We start from the raw sequence: 21,772 nt of genomic DNA, 5'->3' as shown, positions 1-21,772 counted from the left end.
AATCTACTTATACAAACATATATTAGTAAGGAGTTTCCTTACAAGTTCTATCCTAATTTATCCAAAACTAAAAGTCAACAATCATATCTTATTGAGAAAAAGATAAAAATAGGATATATTATAAAGTATATCCAATAAACTGAAAAGGGAGAGAATTAAATGGAAAAAGCATTAGCTCAAGAACTTATAGAATTTTTATATAACAGTCCATCTGCTTCTCATGGAGTAGAATCTGTAAAGACTATATTAAACCAAGCTGGATTTACTGAAATAAAGGAAGCTGATAAATGGAGCCTTAAAAAAGGCGATAGACATTATGTTGTAAAGAATGATTCTGCACTTATAGCTTTTGAAGTTGGAAATGAAAATATTGAAGAGGCAGGATTTAGACTTATAGGTGCACATACAGATGTACCTGGATTTAGAATAAAGCCAAATCCACAAATGATTTCTGAAAATACTTATGTAAAGTTAAATACAGAAGTTTATGGAGGACCAATATTAAGTACTTGGTACGATAGACCATTAGGTATTGCCGGTAAGGTTGCAGTAAAAGGTTCATCTCCATTAAAGCCAGAAATAAGATTAGTTAATATAAATAAGCCATTATTAATAATTCCAAGCTTAGCTATACATATGAATAGAGAAGTAAACAATGGTTATAAATATAATGCACAAGTAGATACACTACCTTTATTAGGTCTTATAAATGATAAGTTAGAAAGAGAAGATTACTTAATGAACATTTTAGCCCAAGAGCTTAATGTTGATAAGACAGATATATTAAACTTTGAACTTGGATTATATGAGTATGAAAAAGGATCATTAATAGGAATGAATGAAGAGCTTATATCTTCAGGTAGATTTGATGATTTATGGATGGTATTTGCTGGAGTTAAGGCTTTAGTAGATAGTAAAGCAACAGATGCAACTAAAGTTATGGTATGTATAGATAATGAAGAAATAGGAAGTAGAACAGCTCAAGGAGCTTCATCATCAATATTAAATAATCTTTTAGAAAGAATTATATTAGGATTAGGAAAAGATACAGAGAGCTATTATAGAGCATTAGCAAATTCAATAATGATTTCTGCAGACCTTTCACATGCAGTACATCCAAACTTAGGAGATAAGCACGATCCGACAAATAGACCAGTACTAGGAAACGGACCTGTTCTTAAGATGGCTGCATCAGGAAGCTATAGTACAGATAGCTTTAATGGAGCAGTATTTGCATCAGTTTGTGAATCAGCCAATGTTCCATTCCAAAAGTTTGTTAATAGATCAGATGTTAGAGGTGGAAGTACAATAGGACCTATCACATCAGCGTTATTAAATATTCCTGTAATTGATATGGGAGCACCAGTTTTAGGAATGCACTCTATAAGAGAGTTAGCAGCTGTTAAAGACAACTACTACACTGTTAAGGCATTCACTGAGTTCTTTAGTCTTTAATCTAGAAGTTTGGATTTTAGGTAGATTTGAAATTAATCTAAGTACAATTTTTAGATAGATAATTATTAAGAGAGTAGAAATACTCTCTTTTTTATTTCAATAAAATTGATAAAAATATAAAAAAAGTAAATAAATGGTGAATAGAAGTGTTTCCTTAAGGTTAGAATCAAGACGTCCAAATAAAAATTATATAAATTGGGAGGTGAGAATAGTAAGTAGATTAAATAAAAAAATAGGAAACATAATTTGGATTTTTGTACTAGTTTGCGCTATATCATATTTAATTTCCTCTTATAGAGTTTATGAAGGAAAAGAAATTATACCTAATATTTTAGGCTTGTATGGATTTACAGTTAGTACAGGAAGTATGGAGCCAGCTATTAAAACTGGAGATTATTTAATATCAAGGAAAGTAAAAAGTGACGATATCAAAGTAGGTGACATAATAACCTTTATAGATGAAAATACAATAATTACTCATAGGGTATCAGAGATTATTAACCAAAATGAAGAGACAATGTTTATAACTAAAGGGGATGGAAACAACGTTGAAGATGATACAACAGTAATGAGTGAAAATATTGTTAGTAAATATGTATTTAAAGTACCTATGCTAGGATACATTTTAGATTATTTTAAGTACATGAATCCAATTAGTAAGGTAGGAATTTTAGTATCAATATGTTTGTTTTATTTATTTATAGATAGAATAGAAAAAAATAATATAAAAGAGGAGGAAAAGAATGAAGAGATTTGACAAAAAGATAGCTGTACTTTTAGGAATTATATTATGTTTCATTATTGGAGGTACGTTAAGCTTTGAGAGTTTAGCTAGATTTACAAAGAAGTTTGAGACAGTAAATAAGAAGGTAAGTGTAGCAACTTTTGAAGTAAGCGCAGATAGTGAATTTGTATCAGAATCTGAAATTAAGCCTGGAGATGTATTATCGGCAGATACTATAAAATTAAAAAATGATAATGATTATCCAGTTGAATTTACTATTAGTTTAAGTGAAAAGAGTGAAAATAATAATAAAGACAAGTCAACAAGTGAAGGAGCTAAAGACTTAATAGAGTATTTGACATTAACCATAGATGGGGTGAATCAAACAGAGTCAAAAAATCACTATACAACTATAGTAAATCCTAATAATGAAAAGGTTGTTTCAGCTAAAATAGAATGGATTACAGATGATGATATAGAAATATATGAGAATGATATATTAGATAATATTGCTAGCTATACTTATGATATTAAAGCTAAGCAATTAACTAATAAAGATTCTGGATCTAATGATAATATTGGTGGTGGAAATAGCGATGGGGGAGAGGGTAATGGAGGTACAACTCCTGGCAACGGAAGTAATGATGGAAATGAAGATATAAAGAGTGTAAGCTTGAAAGATATATCCTGGGTAGCAACAACTGAGGGTAATAAGAGTAAAATTAAAGTATTTGATGATTATACTATAGTGGGAGCTAATGCTAATGCAGTATTAGAAAACTTGAGCTTTGATTTAAAAGAAGAAAAGATAATATTTAATGCAGATATAGAGTTATTAAATACAAATGCAACTGATGGTAAGGGATTAAATTTTGCTGTAGGAGTTAAAGATAGTAATGAAAGTGCTAGAAATAGATTAACATATCAACTATATAAGGATAATAAATCGGAAAATAAAGAGTTATACGGAAATGTTACAAACGTTAGCAATCCGGTATCTCCTAGTGATATAGCTAGAAATGGAGCAAAAACTATAGAAACTTTAAATATTACTTTAGTTGGAGAAATAATAGAGAGAGATAATTTTGTTTATGCAAAGTTTTCAATGAGAGATAGAAATAATAATATTGTTGGTAGTGAAGATATTGAAGTAAGATGTGGAGAATATAAAAGTACTGATAAAGCATATATAAATATAGGCAGTATTATAGGTCAAGAAGGAATTAAGATTAATTCAATGGAAGTAAAGGCTGTTCCTAAGGAATAATATTTTTAGTGTTTAGAAATTATATTTGATAATAAAGTAAAAAAATAGATTATTGATTTTTTATCAATAATCTATTTTTGCTTTATAGAGAGTTAAAATAATATTAATTTATTGAAGTTGGAGCATTAGCAACACCATTAGTCATGGTAAAGTTAAACTTTTCGGTATTAAGTATATTTCTACATTGAGCTATAGTGAAAGTTAATGGTATCTTTGTTATTTCATCTGTAGTTACAAGGCCTCCGGATGAACTTATAACTGAGCTTATAGCAGAACTTTCTGTTAATACATTTGTCTTTAGATTTACACTTTCATAGGCTGTTAGAACTCTCTTAGCTTGATCTAAAACACTGACTTTTCTAGCTTCATCCATATATCCGGACAATTTAGGGGTGAAGGCTGCTGCAAGTACTGCAATAATTGCTATAACAACTACTAGTTCTATTAATGTGAATGCGCGTTTTTTAGATTTTTTAGGAGTAGTTTCTATTTTAAGTTTTAAAGTCATAATTATCCTCCATTTTTGAATCTTACTCTCAAAATTATGAACATCTTTAGAAAGAAATATTCAATTAAATGGACGTAAATGTTGTTAAAAATAATATTTAATAACAAATAAAAAATAAGCTACCAATGGTAGCTTATTAAAACTCAAAATCGTTTATGCTTTCTATTAATATCTTACCGTCTTTATCGACTACAACTTTAGCTATTACATCCGAATAAATGCTAGGTTTACCTATAGTGATAGACACACTGTATCTTATTTCATACATTGATTCATACCTATCGTCATTATTTTCTATATTTTTTACTAATGTAATAAGTAGATCAGAATAAGAAACCTTTTCACCATAAGATATTATTTTATTTATCATATTTTTAGCACCTTCTGGTGTAAAATTTTCTTTTATGTAATTTTCAGCTTCAATAGATTTTTCTTCGTTAGAATAATCTCTGTTATATAAGAAATCCATAATTTCAGTAAATTTAGCTTCTATTTTTTCATTTGTAACTTCTTCAACAATACTGGATTCTTTATCGTTATTTTCAGTAGATGATTCATTAGCTTTATTATCTTCTTTATTGTTATCTTGTTGATTATTATTTTCAGGTTGTTGTTGTGCTTCTTGCTGATTAGAATTTTGAGAATTATTATTTGCCTTATCATCTCCGCAACCAACAAATAGAGATAGTGATAATGCTGATATTAAAATTAGTGATAAAACTCTTCTTTTCATTACATTTCCTCCAAAGTATAAAATAGGTACAAGTTTATTATAACATAAATCAAAAAAAATAATAAAAATTTAGAATAATAGGACAATAAAAGGGTTAAAACATAAGTAAGAAGTAGAATAAAACTACTTCACGAACTTTGATTTCACATGATAAAGATGGGTCATAGAACCTAATATTATATTAGGGCATAATTCCATCTTTTAATTATCAATATTTTAATAAGCCTTATATTTGAGGTGATGGTTCAAAAGCATTCAACACATATGATGTTGACATAATCTCGGAAATCCTTAAAACAAACATACTGCATTAATATAAGGACACAAAGGTTATCTTAATTGGTAACTTAAAAAGGTTATGAAATATGGCTTTTTGATTACAAATCATAAGTGTTAAGGGACTGTTAGAATTTTGATAGGTTATAGTTTATAGCTGTAAGTAATGTAATTATTTTAATTACATTAATGAGGCAGAAAACTATAAGTGTGGTCAAAGTTCTTTTATTTTACATAAGAATGGCAAATTTTAAATAATTGTAAAAATTGTATTGACATGGTAAATAAAGGATGTTAATATATAAAACAACATTAACTAATTAATAATAAAAAAGCAATATTTTGAATATATTATCAAATATGAAGCTGTAAAGTTGATAAAACGTTTTCTAAAATAATGCCAATTTGATAAATAGTTAATTTGAGTTAGAACGTATTGAAAACAATAAATAAAGGGGGCTAAAAAGTATGAAAAAGAGATTATTAGGGGGAATATTAGCTATATCAATGCTAACTATGGGGCTAGTTGGTTGTGGAAATGGACAAGGTTCATCAGGTGATTCAGATGAAATAGTTATTGGGGCGATAGGACCATTATCAGGTGGAGCATCAACATATGGGCAGTCGGTTAAGAATGGAGCTCAAATATTTTTAGATAAGGTTAATGCAAATGGAGGAATAGACGGAAAGCAAGTTGTATTAAAATTTGAAGATGATGAAGCAGATCCAACTAAAGCTATAAATGCTTATGATAAGTTAGTAAATCAAGATGGAGTTGGACTTTTATTAGGGCCTGTAACTTCAGGGGCAGCTAATGCAGTTGGACCAAATGCTACAGCTGATGGAGTTCCAATGATTACACCTTCAGGTACAGAAACTAATCTAACCACAACTGGCGGAGAATTTGTATTTAGGACATGCTATATAGATGCAACACAGGGTGAGGTTATAGCAAAATATTCTACGGAAAACCTTGGGGCGAAGACAATGGCAGTTCTTTATAACAAAGATTCGGATTATTCAATAGGTATTGCAGAGGCTGCTAAGGCACAATTTGAATCAAATGGAGGAAAGGTTGTAGAGTATGTATCTTATAATGAAGGTGATAAAGATTTCTCAGCACAATTAACTAATATTAAAGGTTCAAACCCAGATGTATTAGTATTACCTGACTATTATAGCGTGGTAGGAGTAATTGCTGACCAAGCTAGAAAGATAGGAATAACTTCACAATTAATGGGTGGAGACGGATGGGATTCACCAGAGCTAGTTAAGATAGGTGGAGATGCAGTTGAAGGTGCATTTTTTGTAAATCACTATTCTCCAAATGATACAGATGAAGCAGTTCAAGAATTTGTTAATTCATATAAAGAGAAATATGGACAAACTCCAGATGCATTTGCTGCATTAAGTTATAGTACATTACAACTTTTTGAAGAAGCTATAACTAAGGCTGGTTCAACTGATGGAGAAGCAGTTAAAGAAGCATTAAAGAATATAGAGGGTGAAACAATTTCAGGAAATATAAAATTTGATGAAAATAGAAACCCACAAAAATCAGTATCAATAATAAAAATAGAAAATGGAGAAGCAAAACTTGAAACTAAGGTTAATCCATAAAACTGATATTAATATGACCTACTTACTTCAGCACTAATTCACTAGCAAAAGAGTTTCTATTATTTCTCACATTAAAATTGCTAAAGTTTGTGAACTCACTACGTTCAGACAGAACAAACTTTTTAACGCACTTTTAATTCAAGAAATAATGAAACTCTAAATACTAGCTCATATGTGCCTACGTAAGTATCTCATATCAATAAAGTGTTTAATGAATTATAGAAACACATATAAACTAAATGTAACAATTTATTTGAAGGGGGGAAAGATGTATGGAGTTTATACAGCAACTCATAAATGGATTATCATTGGGGTCTATTTATGCACTTATAGCTTTGGGGTATACCATGGTTTATGGAATTATTAAATTAATAAATTTTGCTCATGGAGACATCTACATGATTGGGGCTTTTGTAGGATTGTACTGTGGGTCAACTTTGAAATTATCTCTTATTCCAACATTAATAGTATCAATGCTTGGGGCAGCATTGGTAGGAGTAATTATTGAAAAAATAGCTTACAAGCCATTAAGAAATTCACCAAGAATAACATTATTAATAACAGCGATTGGGGTATCGTTATTATTACAAAACGGGATGAGGTTGTTAATGGGACCTTCACCTAAGGCATTTCCAAAGTTATTAAGCAAGGAAGTAATAAAAATAGGGGCTTTATCTATAGAAACATCAAAAATATTAATGCTTGCTGTATCAATAGTCTTAGTTCTTCTCCTTCAAATTATTGTATATAAAACTAAGGTAGGTAAGGCGATGAGAGGAGCTTCTCATGATATTGAAGCAGCATCTCTTATGGGGATAAATGTTGACAATATAATTTCACTTACCTTTGCTATAGGATCAGCTCTTGCAGGGGCAGCAGGGGTACTTGTATCCTTAGCATTTACAGTAGTAGAACCTTATATGGGTACAATTCCAGGATTAAAAGCATTTATTGCAGCTGTTTTAGGAGGGATAGGTAGTATACCAGGAGCATTAGTTGGAGGTTTATTAATAGGACTTACAGAAACATTGACAAAGGCATATATATCTACAACTTTATCAGATGCAATAGTGTTTGGAATTCTTATAATAATTCTTCTTGTTAAGCCAACAGGTTTATTAGGGAAGAAAGTAAATGAGAAAGTGTAGGTGATGAAGATGAAAAAATATAGAAATCAGATAATTACCATAGCACTAGTATTTGGAGCCTTCATCATCATTAATTCACTTATTGGGGCAAATATAATAAATAGATATATCACAAGGCTAATGATACTTAGCTGTATTAATATAATTTTAGCCATTTCATTAAACTTAATTACAGGGATAACAGGTCAATTAAGTTTAGGAAATGCAGCATTTATGGCAATTGGAGCTTATGTTTCAGCATTCTTTTCAGTAAATTTAGGGATGCCATTTGTTGTATCTTTAATAGCTGGATCAGTGACAGCAGCTGCTATGTCGGTAATTGTAGGTATTCCAACATTAAAATTAAAAGGAGACTATTTTGCAATAACTACATTAGGAGTGTGTGAAATAATAAGAGTTTTAATAACCAATATGGACATAGTAGGTGGGGCTAGAGGCTTCACCGGAATACCTAAAAAGACTACATTTACAATAGCTTACTTTGCAGTAGTTCTTGTAATAGTAGTTGTGGTGAACATAGTCAAATCTACAAAAGGTAGGGCAATGCTTGCAATAAGAGAAAATGAAATTGCAGCAGAGGCTATGGGGGTTAATACAACAAAATACAAGGTGGTAGCATTCTTTATATCAGCGCTAATAGCAGGATTTGCAGGAGGGTTATTTGCACACTATACAGCATTTATTCAACCAACAACCTTTAACTTCTTAAAATCTATAGAAATAGTAACCTTTGTAGTATTAGGAGGAATGGGATCAATAACAGGTTCAGTAATAGCAGCAATAGTTCTAACAATCTTACCGGAAGCATTAAGAGAATTCGCAGATTTAAGAATGATATTTTATTCAATAACATTAGTTATATTAATGATATTTAGACCACAAGGCCTATTTGGAACACTAGAAATTACAGATATTATAGCAAAATTTAAAAATAAAAAGATCAAGAAATACGATAAAGTTCAAATGACAAGCGATAAGTAATAATTAAAAAATCAGCAGATATGGTTTTGAAAATTTATTTTTTAGAAAGTACGTAGTAGTTTCATCATTCAGTATGGTAAAAAATTAAAAGATTATGTTAGTAGTAAGATTGAAAATATATATTTGTGGAAGCACATATAAATGAGTAACTATAATTTCATTATTTCTGGAATTAAAATTGCGTTAAGAGGTTTAATTGTTTGAGGTACGAGTTATTAAACCTTAGTAATTTTAATGGAAGGAATAATAGAAATTATATACGAAATGAATCGGTGCTAAAGCAAATATATATTTTCAATAATACTAACATGAGCAAGGAGGGAATATGTTAAGGGCTGACAAGCTTACAATTAGATTCGGTGGATTAGTTGCTGTTTCAGATTTTTCTATTGAAATAGGGGACAAGGAAGTCGTAGGACTGATTGGCCCTAATGGAGCAGGAAAAACTACAATATTTAATATGCTAACAGGAGTTTATGCACCAACAGAAGGTACTATAAGCTATCTTGGGGAACCTATTCATGGGTTAAAGCCTTATGTTGTTACTTCAAAAAAGTTAGCAAGAACATTTCAAAATATAAGATTATTTGAAAAGATGACAGTTATGGATAATGTAAAGATATCCTATGATTATAGAGTTAAATATAGTTATTTTGATGCTATATTTAGAACAAAGAAATTTAGAAAGATTGAAAATAAAATGGATGAAGAGGTAAGAAATATATTGGATACCTTCAATCTATTAGATAAGGCAAATGAAAAAGCGGGAAATCTTTCTTATGGAGAACAGAGAAGACTTGAAATTGCAAGAGCACTTGCAACAAGTCCAAAGCTACTTCTTTTAGATGAACCTGCAGCTGGTATGAATCCACAAGAAACAATGCAATTATCAGAATTAATTAAGAATATAAGGGACAAGTTTAATATATCAATTTTATTAATAGAGCATGATATGAAGCTTGTTATGGGAATATGTGATAGGATTTCTGTATTAGATTATGGAAAGAAGATTGCAGAAGGAGTTCCAGAAGATATAAAAACAGATAAGAGAGTTATAGAAGCATATTTGGGTGCTTGATGGCACAGGGATAGTTTTGCTGAAGCAAGGATGATTTATAATTTTTTTAAAATCGCTGTTAACTATTCACTCTTAACTCTTAACTAGAATAAGTTTTCTCCCACTTAATATATTAGCTTAATTAATACTCATGAATTTTTATCGGTTCATGGGTGTTAATTAAGACTTATTACTATATTAAGAGGAGATATGTATTTATATAAAAATTAGTATTTTATATATAATGAATTAAAGTTAAATTGGTTTAATAAATTACATATATTAATGAAGCAATTTTTTTCGTTAGAAATGAAAGGGGGCTTAAATATTGGGAAAGAGTGTTTTAGAAATTAAAGATCTTAATCTTTTTTATGGTGGAATTCATGCTTTAAAGGGAATAAGCTTGAATGTTAATGAAGGAGAGATAATAACTCTTATTGGAGCAAATGGAGCTGGCAAAACTTCAACTTTAAGAGCAATATCTTCATTAGAAAAGGTTAAATCAGGTGAAGTATATTTTTATGGTGAAAATATAAATGGAGTTAGTGCAAATAAGTTGGTATCAAAGGGATTAAGTCATGTACCTGAAGGTAGAAAGATATTTGGCAACCTTACAGTTATGGAAAACTTAGAGCTTGGGGCATATTTAAGAAAGGATAAGGCACAAGTTAAAAAGGATTATGAAATGGTCTTTGAAAAGTTTCCAAGATTAAAGGAAAGAAAGAATCAAAGTGCTGGAACATTATCAGGGGGGGAGCAACAGATGCTTGCTATAGGAAGAGCTTTAATGAGTAAGCCTAAGATGCTTTTACTTGATGAGCCTTCGATGGGATTAGCTCCTATGGTAGTAAAAGATATATTTAATACTATTGTTGAAATAAATAAATCAGGTACTACGGTGTTGCTTGTAGAACAAAATGCTAATATGGCACTTTCAATAGCTGATAGGGCTTATGTACTTGAAACAGGAACTATAGTTATTGATGGGAAAGCAGAGGTATTACTCAAGGATGATAGAATAAGAGAAGCTTATCTTGGATAGTGCCATTAGTTATAATTATTGGTATTTACATCGGTATAAATAGATGTTTAATTTAAAGATATAATAAATAAAATGTGATAAAAGGTCTGAGAATAGTAAATAATTTAGATGATTTAGAAAGATAGACGTAGAAGTCTGTCTTTTTTTATTTTGTAGGTCATATAAAAATAACTATTTAATCTATGGCTAGACATTTGGATTAAACAATTATTTATTATGTTAAGAAAAAACTCAAATTATAGAGAAAATTTCTCAGAAAATATAATCTCCTACTAAAGTAATTAAAAAAAAGTAATATTTAAATGAAAAGTATAATTATATTCTTAAAATTTATGAAAAAATTATTTTATAAAGACAAGATTAGAAGAAATTCAATAAATATTTTTTAAAGTGCTAAAAATATTAAAAATATAGAAGATTAGAGTAAGAAAAAGACGACAAAAAGTTCTCTTGTATTGTGTAAATAAATGGTAAAATATAAAACATAAGAATACTATAGGGTGAAGATTAAAGTATATTTAAATAATAATTTTAGTAGAGAGGTGGGATTATCCTATCTTTAGGGGGGAAGATAATGGAGTTAACGCGCAGAAGGATTAAGCCTAAGATCGATAAGAGAATATTTTTATCATCACCACATATGGGAAAGTATGAAAGAAAGTTTATAGATGAAGCATTTTTGAGCAATTGGATAGCTCCGTTAGGACCAAATGTCGAAAGCTTTGAACAAGAATTATCAGATTATGTTGGTTCAGGGGGAGGACTAGCATTATCATCAGGAACTGCAGCAGTTCATATGGCTGTAAAATTATTAGATGTAACTAAAGGAAACATTGTATTTTGTTCAAGTTTAACATTTGTAGCAACATGCAATCCAATAATTTATGAAGGCGCTGAACCAGTATTTATTGACTCGGAACCAGGAAGTTTAAATATGTCACCTATAGCTTTAGAAAATGCCTTTAAATATTATGAAGAATTGGGTAAATCGCCAAAGGCTGTTATAGTGGTGCATCTTTATGGACAAAGTGCAGATATGGATCCAATAATGGAAATTTGTAATAGATATAATGTTCCAGTTATTGAGGATGCAGCAGAGAGTTTAGGTGCAACTTATAAGGGAGTTCAAACAGGGACTATAGGTAAATATGGTATTTATTCTTTTAATGGAAATAAGATAATAACTACTTCTGGTGGAGGTATGCTTGTATCAAATAATATAGATGGACTTCAAAAGGCAAAATTTTGGGCAACTCAATCAAGAGATAATACAAGATATTATCAACATAGTGAGCTTGGATATAACTATAGGATGAGTAATGTTGTAGCTGGAATAGGAAGAGGACAACTAAAGGTTATAGAAGATAGGATAAAAAAGAAAAAAGAAATATATGAATTTTACAAAAGTAGCTTTATTGAAATAGAAGATATAGAAATGGCGACAGTAAGAAATTATGGTGAACCTAATTATTGGTTAAGTGTTATTATTTTATCTAATGATTCAAAGGTAAAACCTATTGATATAATTTTAGCTTTAGAAGAAGAAAATATAGAATCAAGGCCAGTTTGGAAGCCTATGCACCTTCAACCTTATTTTGAAGAATATAGATTCTTTAAGCATAATGAAGAAGATGAAACAAGTGTATCAGAAGACGTATTTAATAGAGGAGTATGTTTACCTTCAGATACAAAGATGACTATAGAAGAGCAAGAATACGTAATAGAAATTATAAAAGATTTATTTAGAGAGATTTAAGATATGTTTATTAAAAGAGTATTTGATATTTTGATTTCAACGGTATTATTATTTTTTTTATCACCTATAATGTTAATTATTTACTTTTTGGTAAAAATAAGCCTAGGAACTCCGGTGCTATTTCTTCAAGAAAGGGTAGGGAAAGATAATGAGGTATTTAAGATAATAAAGTTTAGAACAATGAAGGATGTAAAAGATAAGTATGGAGATGACTTGCCTGACTTTGACAGGGTCACAAGGCTAGGTTCATTTTTAAGAGCTACAAGCTTAGATGAGCTTCCGGAATTAATAAATGTAATAAAGGGAGAGATGAGTTTAGTTGGTCCAAGACCATTACTTAAACAATATTTAAGTATATATAATGATGAGCAAATTAGAAGGCATGATGTATTGCCTGGTATTACAGGATTGGCTCAGGTAAATGGAAGAAATTCATTAACGTGGAATGAAAAGTTTGAACTAGATGTTTGGTATGTAGATAATAGATCATTTTTACTTGATTTAAAGATACTTTTTTTAACGATATATAAGGTTGTGAAGAGAGATGGAATAAATCAAAATGAAAGCATTACAATGGAATATTTTAATGGCAACAATTAGGCTAATAAAGTGGTATACAAAGGCTAGAGGAGGATTAGTATGGACGATAAGTTAATTGATGTTGAATCGTTATTTACTTTATTTAAAAAGAAGTTTTGGATAATTATAGTTATTACGATGATAACAACTGGAGTATCATATTTAAAAGCTTCTAAAATGCAACCGTCATATAGTGCTATGCTAAGTGTTTTTATGGGAGTAGAAGAAGAAGGATTGGATTATTCAATAATGCAAGAAATGAATTTTTATGGGAAAAATATTCAAACTCTAAAAGATATGGTTATGACAGAAGAGTTTTTAGCAGATGTGCTTAAAAAAAATAATATAGATAAAGATCCAGGTCAAGTCATGGGTTCCATATCTGTTCAATCTTCAGAGGATTCTCCTATAGTAACTATGAGATATTACGGAGGAGTTACAAGTGGAAATGCAAAAACTCTTGATGTTGTAGCAGAGGAATTTATTAAAAGATTACAGGAGATAATACCAAATTTAAGTCCAAGAATAGTAAATAATGCTTACGAAAGTATGAGTGTTCCTAACAAAGTTAGGGTTGTTCAAGTTGGAGTAGTATTTGGAATAATAGCATCTATTGGGCTAATCTTAGTTATAGATTACTTAGATGATACATTAAAAAATAAACAAGATTTAGAAAAATTGTTACCAATACCAGTATTAGGAGATATACCTAAACATGAAAAAGAATTCGTAAAGGAGGATAATTATGTTCATAGCAAACAAAATGCCAAGGTCAATATCGGCTGAATCGTATAGATCAATAAGAACTAGCATTAATTATTCTTCTGTTGACAAAAGAATCAAAACTCTAGTAGTTACAAGTTCAATAGCAGGAGAAGGAAAGTCTACAGTTTCAGGAAATTTAGCTTATGTTTTAAGTGAAAATAAGAATAAGGTACTTATAATTGATTGTGATTTAAGAAAGCCTTCTCTCCATAAAAAATTTAAAGTCTCTAATGAGGTAGGAATAACAGATTTATTAGTAGATAAATGTACAGAAAAAGAGGTAATAATATCAGTAGGGGAAGGAGTAGATTTAATTACAGCTGGAACTTTGCCACCTAATCCAGCAGAAGTTATAGGATCAAATATGTTGAAAAAATTTATAGATGAAATGTCTGTAAGGTATGACTATATAGTGATAGATACACCACCTGTGATGGCTGTTACTGATGCACAGTTATTAGCGGCAAAATGTGATGGAACTATATTAGTTGTAAGAGCAAAAAAAACTAAAGGAAAGTATATAAAGCATGCATATAATGAGCTTGAAAAAGTTAGAGCTAATATTATAGGAAGTATATTAAATGGCTCTGATTTTAAGGAAAAATATGGATATTACAAACATTATTCTGAGAGTAGCAAAAAGAAGTTTAGAATAGCAAGGTAGATAATATGAAGAACTTAATTATTATAGGAGCAGGTGGTGTAGGTAGAGAAGTTTCCTTAATGATACAACAAATAAATGAGCTAGAGCCAACCTGGAATATGATTGGATTTATAGATGATAACGTTGATAATTGGGGAAAAGTTATTAATGGATATTCAGTTATTGGAGGCCTAGATTCATTAGGATTCTTTTCTGAAGATACTTATGTAGTAATAGCTATAGCAAATTATAAGGTTAAAAAAAGAATAGTAAGTAAATTAAATGGAAAATATAAATTTGCAACAATAGTTCATCCAAGAGTATGGATACATGACTTTATGACATTAGGGGAAGGGTCAATAGTTTATGAAGGTGTTATATTAACATCAAATATTGAAATAGGAAAACATGTAATTGTAAGTCCTAAATGCGGAATAGGACATGATTCGGTAGTTAAAGATTACGCTTCATTATTATGGAATGTTAATGTTTCAGGAAATGACTTAATCGAAGAAGGTGTAACTATGGGATCAGGCTCAACAGTAATTCAAGGCAAGATAATAGGTCAAGGAGCGATTATAGGGGCTGGAGCTGTGGTTATAAATGATATTGAACCATATTGTACAGCAGTTGGAGTTCCAGCAAAGGTTATTAAGGAGTTACAACTTACAACTAATTAGTGACAGATTACAAGTTGAAATAAGCAAACAATGCTTTTAATATAAATGATTAATTAAGAACTAACGAGGTGGGGAATTTGAAAAAAGTATTATATGTAACAACAGTGAGTAGAACTATAAATGCATTTTTAGTTCCCCATATAGAGATGCTTTTAGCTAATGGATATAAAGTTGATTGCGCTTGTTCGATAGACAAGCCTTTAGATAAAAAATTACAAGCAAAGGGAGTTAGGGTTTTCGAAGTTCCTTTTTCAAGAAACCCGTTAGGATTAGGAAACATAAAAGCTTTTAATAAATTAATAGATATCCAATCTATAAATGAATATGATGTAATACATGTTCATACACCTATTGCAGGTATATATGGTAGATTACTTAGATTTAAGTTCCCAAGGCTAAAAACTATATATACTGCACATGGATACCACTTTTTAAAAGGTGGATCAAAGTTAGGATGGATGCTGTATTATCCTATAGAAAAATTTATGGCTAGTCTTACTAATGTAACTATAAATATTAATAAAGAGGATTATGAAATAACTAAAAATAAACTTAATCCGGAAAAATGTTATTTAATGAGTGGAGTTGGATTAGATCTTAATAAATATAAAAAGTTAAGTGATGAAGAAATAGAAAATAAGAAAGAAGAATTAGATTTAAAGGAAGAGGATTTTGTTGTTTTAAATATAGCAGAAGTAAATAAAAATAAGAATCATATTCAGCTAATTAAAGCAATGGAATTACTAAAGGATAGATACCATAATATTAAAGTTCTTTGTGTCGGGGATGGAAAATTATTAGAGCACATAAAAAAAGAAATAAGTAAAAGTGGGCTAGAAGAAAATATAAAGTTATTAGGATATAGAGAAGATATAAATGAGCTTATAAATGTTTCAGATATAGGAATACTTATGTCACATAGGGAGGGGTTACCTAGAAACCTTATGGAGTTTATGGCTTGTGGTAGGAAAGTAATTGCTACAAATATAAGAGGATGTAGAGATGTAGTTTGCAATGAAAGTGTTGGTTCGCTTGTAGAGGTTGGAGATTATATAAATACAGCTAAAGAGATTGAAAAATACTATATTTTAAATGATAGAAGCTTTGAGGTTTCAGAAGAGATTAATAAGTATAATGTTCGAAATATAGTAAGTGAGATTAAAGATATATATGGCGAGGTATATGGGGATATTTCATATGAAAAGATTTTTTCATATATGTAAATAAAACTGTTGAAGAAATTTATACAACATAAATTTTATTTCTAGAGGGAGATGATAAATATTGATAAATCCAAAGGTAAGTATAATAGTTCCTGTTTATAATGTTGAAGATTATTTAGAGAGATGCTTGGATAGTTTAATAAATCAAACCTTTAGGGATATAGAAGTAATAACCATAAATGGTGGTTCAACAGATAAAAGCTTAGATATTTTAAAAATATATGAAAATAAAGATAAAAGAATTAAAGTAATTGATAAAGAAAATTTTGGAGTGTCTTATAATAGAAATCTTGGGATTAGTGAGGCTAGAGGAGAGTATATTGTTTTTGTAGATAGCGATGATTGGATAGAACTTAATATGATTGAAAATATGTACAAGCATATAGATAGTGTAGATATTGTTATGTGTACCTATATTAGAGAGTTTAAAAATCATTCAAAGGAAAAGAGATTTAATTTGCCAAAAATAAGTATGTATGAAAATCAACAGGTTAAATCACAATTATTAAGGAAATTAGTTGGACCTTTAAAAGAGGAATTATCAAATCCTGAGTACTTAGATGCTTTAGGAACGGTCTGGGCTAAAATGTATAGAAAAGACTTATTAATAAATAATGATATTAAATTTGTAGATCTAAATGAAATAGGATCAGGAGAAGATACATTATTCAATATTTATGCATTTAATAAGGCAAATAAGGTAGTTTTATTAAATAAACCAATGTATCACTATTGGAGAGATAATCCTAAGTCTATAACATCTAGATATATATCAAACTTTAAAGAGAAAAGGAGAACCTACTTTAAATATATCAAGAATTTTATTAAAGAAAATAATTTAGATAGTAACTATGAAATAGCTCTAAATAATAGAATATGTATCTCTGTTTTAGGAATGGAGCTTATTGAATGTAGTAAGGATAATAATGAATCTATGTTTATAAAGATAAGAAATATAAAAGATATATTAGAGGAAGGGTATATGAGAGAAGCTTATAAAAACTTAGACTTAAAAAATTTTAAGATACACTGGAGGATATTTTACTTATTTAATAAAAAAGCTATGGCATTACCAAGCTATGTAATGATAAATGGAATAGAGTTTTTAAGAAAGAGAATAGCATAAGGGGAAGGATTATGAAGCCAATAAGGGTATTGCAAGTAGTGACAATAATGAACCGTGGTGGTTTAGAAACTATGCTTATGAATTATTATAGAAAAATTGATAGAGATAAAATTCAATTTGATTTTATGACACATCGCAAAGAAAGGGGAGATTATGACGATGAAATAGAGTCTTTAGGTGGGAAAATATACAGGATGCCTATGATAAGACCTGGGAATTATAAAAATTATTTTAATAAATTAGATGAATTTTTTAATAATCATAAAGAGTATAGAGTAGTTCACTCACATATAAATGAAAATAGTGGTTTTGTACTTAGAGCGGCTAAAAATGCTGGAGTAAAATGCAGAATAGCTCATAGTCATTTATCAGATTTAAAGTTAGATTATAAGTACCCTTTTAGGCTTTACGGAAGAATGAATTTAAAAGGTAATTTAACTGAATACTTTACATGTTCTAAAAGAGCAGGCGAATGGTTATTTGGTAAAAGGATATCTGATAGTGGTATTATAAAAACCCTCAACAATGCTGTTGATACGGAAAAATTTAAAATAAATAATGAAATAAGAAATAGAGTAAGAAAAGAATTGAATATTGAAGGAAAAAAAGTAATTGGACATGTAGGAAGATTTAATCCACAAAAGAATCATGATTTTTTAATAGATATATTTAATGAGATTCATAAAATTGATAAAGACACAGTATTGATTCTTATTGGAGAAGGATACTTAAAAAAACAGATTGAAGAAAAAGTAAAGATATTAGGTTTAGACAAATCTGTTAGATTTTTAGGATTAAGAACAGATATAAATGAATTAATGCAGGCTATGGATTTATTTCTTTTTCCATCGTTATACGAAGGACTAGCCGTTGTTTTAGTAGAGGCTCAAGCGGCTGGATTAAGATGTATAACATCCACAGGAGTTACTATAGAAAGTAATATTACAGGGAATGTTGAATTTATGGATTTGAAAATGTTACCTGAAGTATGGGCAAAAAACATATTAACAGGAAACTTTGAAAAGAAAGATTTAACAAATGAATTAATAGAAAAGGGATATGATTCATCAACTAATGTAAAATGGCTTGTAGATTTTTATAGTAAAGAGTATGCATAAGAAAGGAGAGATTTTTTGAAGACATTAACAGTTTTTACGCCAACTTTTAATAGAGCATATATATTAAATAAATGTTATGAGAGCTTAAAAAGACAGACTTCAAAAGATTTTATTTGGCTTATCGTAGATGATGGATCTACAGACAATACTAAAGAGTTAGTTGATAAATGGGTTAAAGAAAACCTAGTTGAAATAAAGTACTATTATCAAGAGAATCAAGGGATGCATGGATCACATAATACAGCATACCAACACATTAATACTGAAATAAATACATGCATAGATTCAGATGATTATATGCCTAATGATGCAGTAGAAAAAATAGTTTCCTTTTGGAAGAAAAATAAGCGAGAAGGAATTGCAGGAATTATGGCTTTAGATTCTTATACTAATGGACAAATTATAGGAGATAAGTTTCCAGATAATACAAAAGAATCAACTTATTTTGATATATATAATAAGTATGGATTAAAAGGTGATAAAAAGCTTATTTATAGAAGCGATTTAACTAAGATGTATCCATATCCAATATTTGAGGGTGAAAAGTATGTAAGTTTGGCATATAAATATGCTAAGTTAGATGAAAATTATAAATTACTATTAATGAACGAGGTTGTTTGCAATGTTGAATATATGGAGGATGGTTCATCATTAAATATGATAAATCAATATAGAAAAAATCCAAAAGGTTTTGCATTTATAAGAATAGATAATTTAAATAATCCAAAGGCTACTTTAAAGTTTAAATTTAAAGAATGCATACACTATGTATCTAGTAGTTTAATAAGTAAGAACAAGAGGTTTTTAATAGAAACCCCGTGTAAGTTACTAACTATATTAGCAATACCATTTGGAATGATAATGTATTTTTATATTATGAAAAAAACAGCAGAGGTATAAAGAATAAACTAGGGGGAAAGAGTATGGGAGTATTCTATGGAACATTAGCATCTACATATTTATTTTATTTATTAGCTAGATTAGAGTACGATAGAAAATTTAAGCTAGCAGCTATATTTTGGAGTATATTAGTAGCAATCATCTTGGTTTTAGTATCAGGATTAAGATCAGGAATAGGAGATACACCATTTTATATGCACTCATTTGAGATACTAGCTAATAATCCTGCATCCTTTAAATTTGAGGGAGATTTTGCATTGGATTTTATGAGCTTATTATTAATGCAAATTTCAACAGATCCACAAATATTAATATTTACAACTGCATTAATAACTAATTTAGTTAATGTAATTATGTTTAATAGATATAGATCATATTTAGAACTTCAAGTGTATATGTATATAACTTCTGGGTACTATATTGTGACTATGAATGGATTAAGACAATGCCTAGCAGCAGCCTTACTTTTTGCTTGTACTAAATTCATAGAAGAGGGAAAATTTGTGAAGTATTCAATTTGTGTTTTATTAATATCAACATTTCATGGTTCGGCTGTAATGATGATTCCCTTGTATTTTGTAGTACGACAAAAAGCGTGGTCTAAAAAAATGTGGATATTTATAGCTTTGGGAGTAGTAGGAGTTTTATTATATGATTATATTTCACCTATATTATTTAAGGCTTTAGAAAATACTCAGTATTCAGGTTATTCAGAGTTTGATGAAGGTGGTTCAAGCTTCATGAGATTAGTAGTTAATATGGTTCCAATTATATTAGCCTACCTAAAAAGAAAAGAGATATCAGAGCAATGGAATAAAGGGGATATATTTGTAAACATATCTATAATTAATGCTATGTTTGTAGGGCTTGGTATGTTTAACTGGATATTTAATAGACTTACTCTTTATCTTCAATTGTATAACTTTGTGCTTGTTCCCTATATTATTAAAAACTGTTTTAAAGGTAAGGAGAGAAGAATGATATATTTTATATTTATAATATGTTATTTCATATTCTTTTACTATGAGAATGGAATGGGAACTAGTAATTTATATTCGACTAAATATAGATTATATGATTTATTTTATATACTAAATTAAGAAAGGTTACTTTATGGCTATGATAAGTATAATAATACCAATATATAATGCAGAAAAAACTTTAAAGAAATGTTTAGAATCAATAGTAAAACAATCATATAAGGATATAGAGCTAATTTTAGTTAATGATGGATCAATAGATAGTAGTTTAGAAATATGTAATAGATTTTCTAAAAGAGATTCAAGAATTAAAGTAATAAATAAGGAAAATGAAGGATCTGTTAAGGCAAGAATAGATGGTATTAATAAATCGACAGGAAAGTATATTACATTTGTTGATTCAGACGATTGGCTAGATAGGAATGCCTTAGAAGTTTTGATTATGGAGTTGGATAGAGAAAATATTGATATATTATGTTTTAACTCATATAAAGTATTGGGTAATTATGGTGTAATAAAAGTAGAAGGAAATAGAACATATTTTAAGGATAATAAAATATATAAAAATAAAGAAATAGAGGTAAGATTAATAGCAGCTTGGTTACATGGACATCCTTTCCCATCAACTTTATGGGGAAAGATATATAAGAGGGAAGTTATACAAGATGCTTTTAAATACTCTAAGTATATAAGGTTCTTTTATGATGATTTAATGACTAATTTTGAAGTTTTTTTTAGAGCTAAAACTATAAAATTAATTGATATTCCATTGTATTATTATCGATATGGGGGAGGAACAAGCAAATATATGCCTTACTTAATTGAGGATGTTATTAATGTTTATAGGGTGCAAAAAATAATTATTGAAAAATATTATAGTGATACTAAGGAAGATAAATACAATGGAATAAGTATTATGCTTTTAAATACATTGAAAACTTGTATTTTAAATTTATTCTATGGTTCATTAAGTAAAGTAGAGAAGAAAAGATGTATAAATTATTTTATTTCATATGGTGAAGTAATAGAATCATGCAGCAATGAGGGCAGTTTAAAATATTTTAGTACTGATTTTATTAACTCCATAATAAATAAAGATTCAAATTATTTATATCAACTTGGTGAAAGCATTTATAAAAAAACTAATATAAAAAGATTAGTTTTAAATACAATAAATAAAGTACTTTGAAG

General features: G+C 29.1%; 21 protein-coding genes. 19 read left to right on the top strand and 2 right to left on the bottom strand.

Annotated elements, in window-relative coordinates; genetic code table 11:
• Positions 1-159: 159 nt before the first annotated feature.
• From H8S20_RS15630 to H8S20_RS15620, 3 genes are all read left to right on the top strand, one after another.
• On the top strand, positions 160-1,455 hold the full coding sequence (locus H8S20_RS15630; protein ID WP_186860671.1) for a M18 family aminopeptidase: 1,296 nt from the start codon (positions 160-162) through the stop codon (positions 1,453-1,455).
• 133 nt (positions 1,456-1,588) lie between these two features.
• A complete protein-coding gene (locus H8S20_RS15625) occupies positions 1,589-2,212 on the top strand; it encodes a signal peptidase I (protein WP_186860670.1) in 624 nt (207 codons plus the stop codon).
• Entirely contained in the window at positions 2,199-3,446 is a 1,248-nt protein-coding gene (locus H8S20_RS15620; RefSeq protein ID WP_186860669.1) for a hypothetical protein, read from the top strand. The genes H8S20_RS15625 and H8S20_RS15620 overlap by 14 nt, the downstream gene beginning before the upstream one ends.
• A gap of 103 nt (positions 3,447-3,549) precedes the next feature.
• Here H8S20_RS15620 and H8S20_RS15615 read toward each other — a convergent pair whose 3' ends face one another.
• Both H8S20_RS15615 and H8S20_RS15610 read right to left on the bottom strand, forming a co-directional pair.
• Entirely contained in the window at positions 3,550-3,954 is a 405-nt protein-coding gene (locus tag H8S20_RS15615; RefSeq protein WP_186860668.1) for a prepilin-type N-terminal cleavage/methylation domain-containing protein, read from the bottom strand.
• A gap of 136 nt (positions 3,955-4,090) precedes the next feature.
• Positions 4,091-4,687: a hypothetical protein gene (locus tag H8S20_RS15610; RefSeq protein WP_186860667.1), complete on the bottom strand. Its 597-nt coding sequence runs from the start codon at positions 4,685-4,687 to the stop codon at positions 4,091-4,093.
• Positions 4,688-5,431: 744 nt separating this feature from the next.
• Here H8S20_RS15610 and H8S20_RS15605 point away from each other — a divergent pair.
• From H8S20_RS15605 to H8S20_RS15530, 16 genes are all read left to right on the top strand, one after another.
• A complete protein-coding gene (locus H8S20_RS15605) occupies positions 5,432-6,583 on the top strand; it encodes an ABC transporter substrate-binding protein (RefSeq protein ID WP_032120294.1) in 1,152 nt (383 codons plus the stop codon).
• Between the two features lie 272 nt (positions 6,584-6,855).
• Positions 6,856-7,731 (top strand): branched-chain amino acid ABC transporter permease, encoded by an 876-nt coding sequence (locus tag H8S20_RS15600; RefSeq protein ID WP_186860666.1) that lies wholly within the window; start codon positions 6,856-6,858, stop codon positions 7,729-7,731.
• 3 nt (positions 7,732-7,734) lie between these two features.
• The gene (locus H8S20_RS15595; protein ID WP_243177716.1) at positions 7,735-8,712 is read left to right on the top strand and encodes a branched-chain amino acid ABC transporter permease; all 978 of its coding nucleotides are present in this window, start codon (positions 7,735-7,737) and stop codon (positions 8,710-8,712) included.
• 325 nt (positions 8,713-9,037) lie between these two features.
• Positions 9,038-9,790 (top strand): ABC transporter ATP-binding protein, encoded by a 753-nt coding sequence (locus H8S20_RS15590; protein WP_186860665.1) that lies wholly within the window; start codon positions 9,038-9,040, stop codon positions 9,788-9,790.
• A 307-nt stretch (positions 9,791-10,097) separates the two neighbouring features.
• Positions 10,098-10,811, top strand: coding sequence for an ABC transporter ATP-binding protein (locus H8S20_RS15585; protein ID WP_186860664.1), 714 nt, complete (start codon positions 10,098-10,100; stop codon positions 10,809-10,811).
• Positions 10,812-11,385: 574 nt separating this feature from the next.
• Complete coding sequence (locus tag H8S20_RS15580; protein WP_207725342.1) at positions 11,386-12,567, top strand: DegT/DnrJ/EryC1/StrS family aminotransferase; 1,182 nt, start codon at positions 11,386-11,388, stop codon at positions 12,565-12,567.
• A 3-nt stretch (positions 12,568-12,570) separates the two neighbouring features.
• Positions 12,571-13,167 (top strand): sugar transferase, encoded by a 597-nt coding sequence (locus tag H8S20_RS15575; RefSeq protein ID WP_032120290.1) that lies wholly within the window; start codon positions 12,571-12,573, stop codon positions 13,165-13,167.
• 39 nt (positions 13,168-13,206) lie between these two features.
• Complete coding sequence (locus H8S20_RS15570) at positions 13,207-13,932, top strand: YveK family protein (protein ID WP_032120289.1); 726 nt, start codon at positions 13,207-13,209, stop codon at positions 13,930-13,932.
• Positions 13,892-14,575 carry a CpsD/CapB family tyrosine-protein kinase gene (locus tag H8S20_RS15565; protein ID WP_186860663.1) on the top strand — a complete coding sequence of 228 codons (684 nt, stop codon included), beginning with the start codon at positions 13,892-13,894 and terminating at the stop codon, positions 14,573-14,575. Before H8S20_RS15570 ends, H8S20_RS15565 begins: the two co-directional genes overlap by 41 nt.
• A 5-nt stretch (positions 14,576-14,580) precedes the next feature.
• Positions 14,581-15,234, top strand: a complete 654-nt coding sequence (locus tag H8S20_RS15560; protein WP_186860662.1) for an acetyltransferase — start codon at positions 14,581-14,583, stop codon at positions 15,232-15,234.
• Between the two features lie 68 nt (positions 15,235-15,302).
• On the top strand, positions 15,303-16,457 hold the full coding sequence (locus H8S20_RS15555) for a glycosyltransferase family 4 protein (RefSeq protein WP_366456402.1): 1,155 nt from the start codon (positions 15,303-15,305) through the stop codon (positions 16,455-16,457).
• Between the two features lie 61 nt (positions 16,458-16,518).
• Positions 16,519-17,583: a glycosyltransferase family 2 protein gene (locus H8S20_RS15550; protein WP_207725341.1), complete on the top strand. Its 1,065-nt coding sequence runs from the start codon at positions 16,519-16,521 to the stop codon at positions 17,581-17,583.
• 11 nt (positions 17,584-17,594) lie between these two features.
• A complete protein-coding gene (locus H8S20_RS15545) occupies positions 17,595-18,701 on the top strand; it encodes a glycosyltransferase family 1 protein (protein ID WP_186860660.1) in 1,107 nt (368 codons plus the stop codon).
• Positions 18,702-18,716: 15 nt separating this feature from the next.
• Complete coding sequence (locus H8S20_RS15540) at positions 18,717-19,601, top strand: glycosyltransferase family A protein (RefSeq protein WP_186860659.1); 885 nt, start codon at positions 18,717-18,719, stop codon at positions 19,599-19,601.
• 23 nt (positions 19,602-19,624) lie between these two features.
• Positions 19,625-20,701, top strand: a complete 1,077-nt coding sequence (locus tag H8S20_RS15535; protein ID WP_186860658.1) for an EpsG family protein — start codon at positions 19,625-19,627, stop codon at positions 20,699-20,701.
• Between the two features lie 13 nt (positions 20,702-20,714).
• Entirely contained in the window at positions 20,715-21,770 is a 1,056-nt protein-coding gene (locus H8S20_RS15530) for a glycosyltransferase family 2 protein (RefSeq protein ID WP_186860657.1), read from the top strand.
• Positions 21,771-21,772 lie beyond the last annotated feature (2 nt).

This window comes from Clostridium hominis (genome assembly GCF_014287825.1).
Classification (GTDB): Bacteria; Bacillota; Clostridia; order Clostridiales; family Clostridiaceae; genus Clostridium; species Clostridium hominis.
Note: the sequence above shows the minus strand (reverse complement) of the source record. Positions and strands in the feature narration are given on the sequence as shown.

Bases quoted from the DNA above. Each gene is read 5' to 3' on its own strand.
- H8S20_RS15630 (WP_186860671.1), top strand. From the start codon at position 160: ATGGAAAAAGCATTAGCTCAAGAACTTATAGAATTTTTATATAACAGT.
- H8S20_RS15625 (WP_186860670.1), top strand. From the start codon at position 1,589: ATGGTGAATAGAAGTGTTTCCTTAAGGTTAGAATCAAGACGTCCAAAT.
- H8S20_RS15620 (WP_186860669.1), top strand. From the start codon at position 2,199: ATGAAGAGATTTGACAAAAAGATAGCTGTACTTTTAGGAATTATATTA.
- H8S20_RS15615 (WP_186860668.1), bottom strand. From the start codon at position 3,954: ATGACTTTAAAACTTAAAATAGAAACTACTCCTAAAAAATCTAAAAAA.
- H8S20_RS15610 (WP_186860667.1), bottom strand. From the start codon at position 4,687: ATGAAAAGAAGAGTTTTATCACTAATTTTAATATCAGCATTATCACTA.
- H8S20_RS15605 (WP_032120294.1), top strand. From the start codon at position 5,432: ATGAAAAAGAGATTATTAGGGGGAATATTAGCTATATCAATGCTAACT.
- H8S20_RS15600 (WP_186860666.1), top strand. From the start codon at position 6,856: ATGGAGTTTATACAGCAACTCATAAATGGATTATCATTGGGGTCTATT.
- H8S20_RS15595 (WP_243177716.1), top strand. From the start codon at position 7,735: ATGAAGATGAAAAAATATAGAAATCAGATAATTACCATAGCACTAGTA.
- H8S20_RS15590 (WP_186860665.1), top strand. From the start codon at position 9,038: ATGTTAAGGGCTGACAAGCTTACAATTAGATTCGGTGGATTAGTTGCT.
- H8S20_RS15580 (WP_207725342.1), top strand. From the start codon at position 11,386: ATGGAGTTAACGCGCAGAAGGATTAAGCCTAAGATCGATAAGAGAATA.
- H8S20_RS15575 (WP_032120290.1), top strand. From the start codon at position 12,571: ATGTTTATTAAAAGAGTATTTGATATTTTGATTTCAACGGTATTATTA.
- H8S20_RS15570 (WP_032120289.1), top strand. From the start codon at position 13,207: ATGGACGATAAGTTAATTGATGTTGAATCGTTATTTACTTTATTTAAA.
- H8S20_RS15565 (WP_186860663.1), top strand. From the start codon at position 13,892: ATGTTCATAGCAAACAAAATGCCAAGGTCAATATCGGCTGAATCGTAT.
- H8S20_RS15560 (WP_186860662.1), top strand. From the start codon at position 14,581: ATGAAGAACTTAATTATTATAGGAGCAGGTGGTGTAGGTAGAGAAGTT.
- H8S20_RS15545 (WP_186860660.1), top strand. From the start codon at position 17,595: ATGAAGCCAATAAGGGTATTGCAAGTAGTGACAATAATGAACCGTGGT.
- H8S20_RS15535 (WP_186860658.1), top strand. From the start codon at position 19,625: ATGGGAGTATTCTATGGAACATTAGCATCTACATATTTATTTTATTTA.
- H8S20_RS15530 (WP_186860657.1), top strand. From the start codon at position 20,715: ATGGCTATGATAAGTATAATAATACCAATATATAATGCAGAAAAAACT.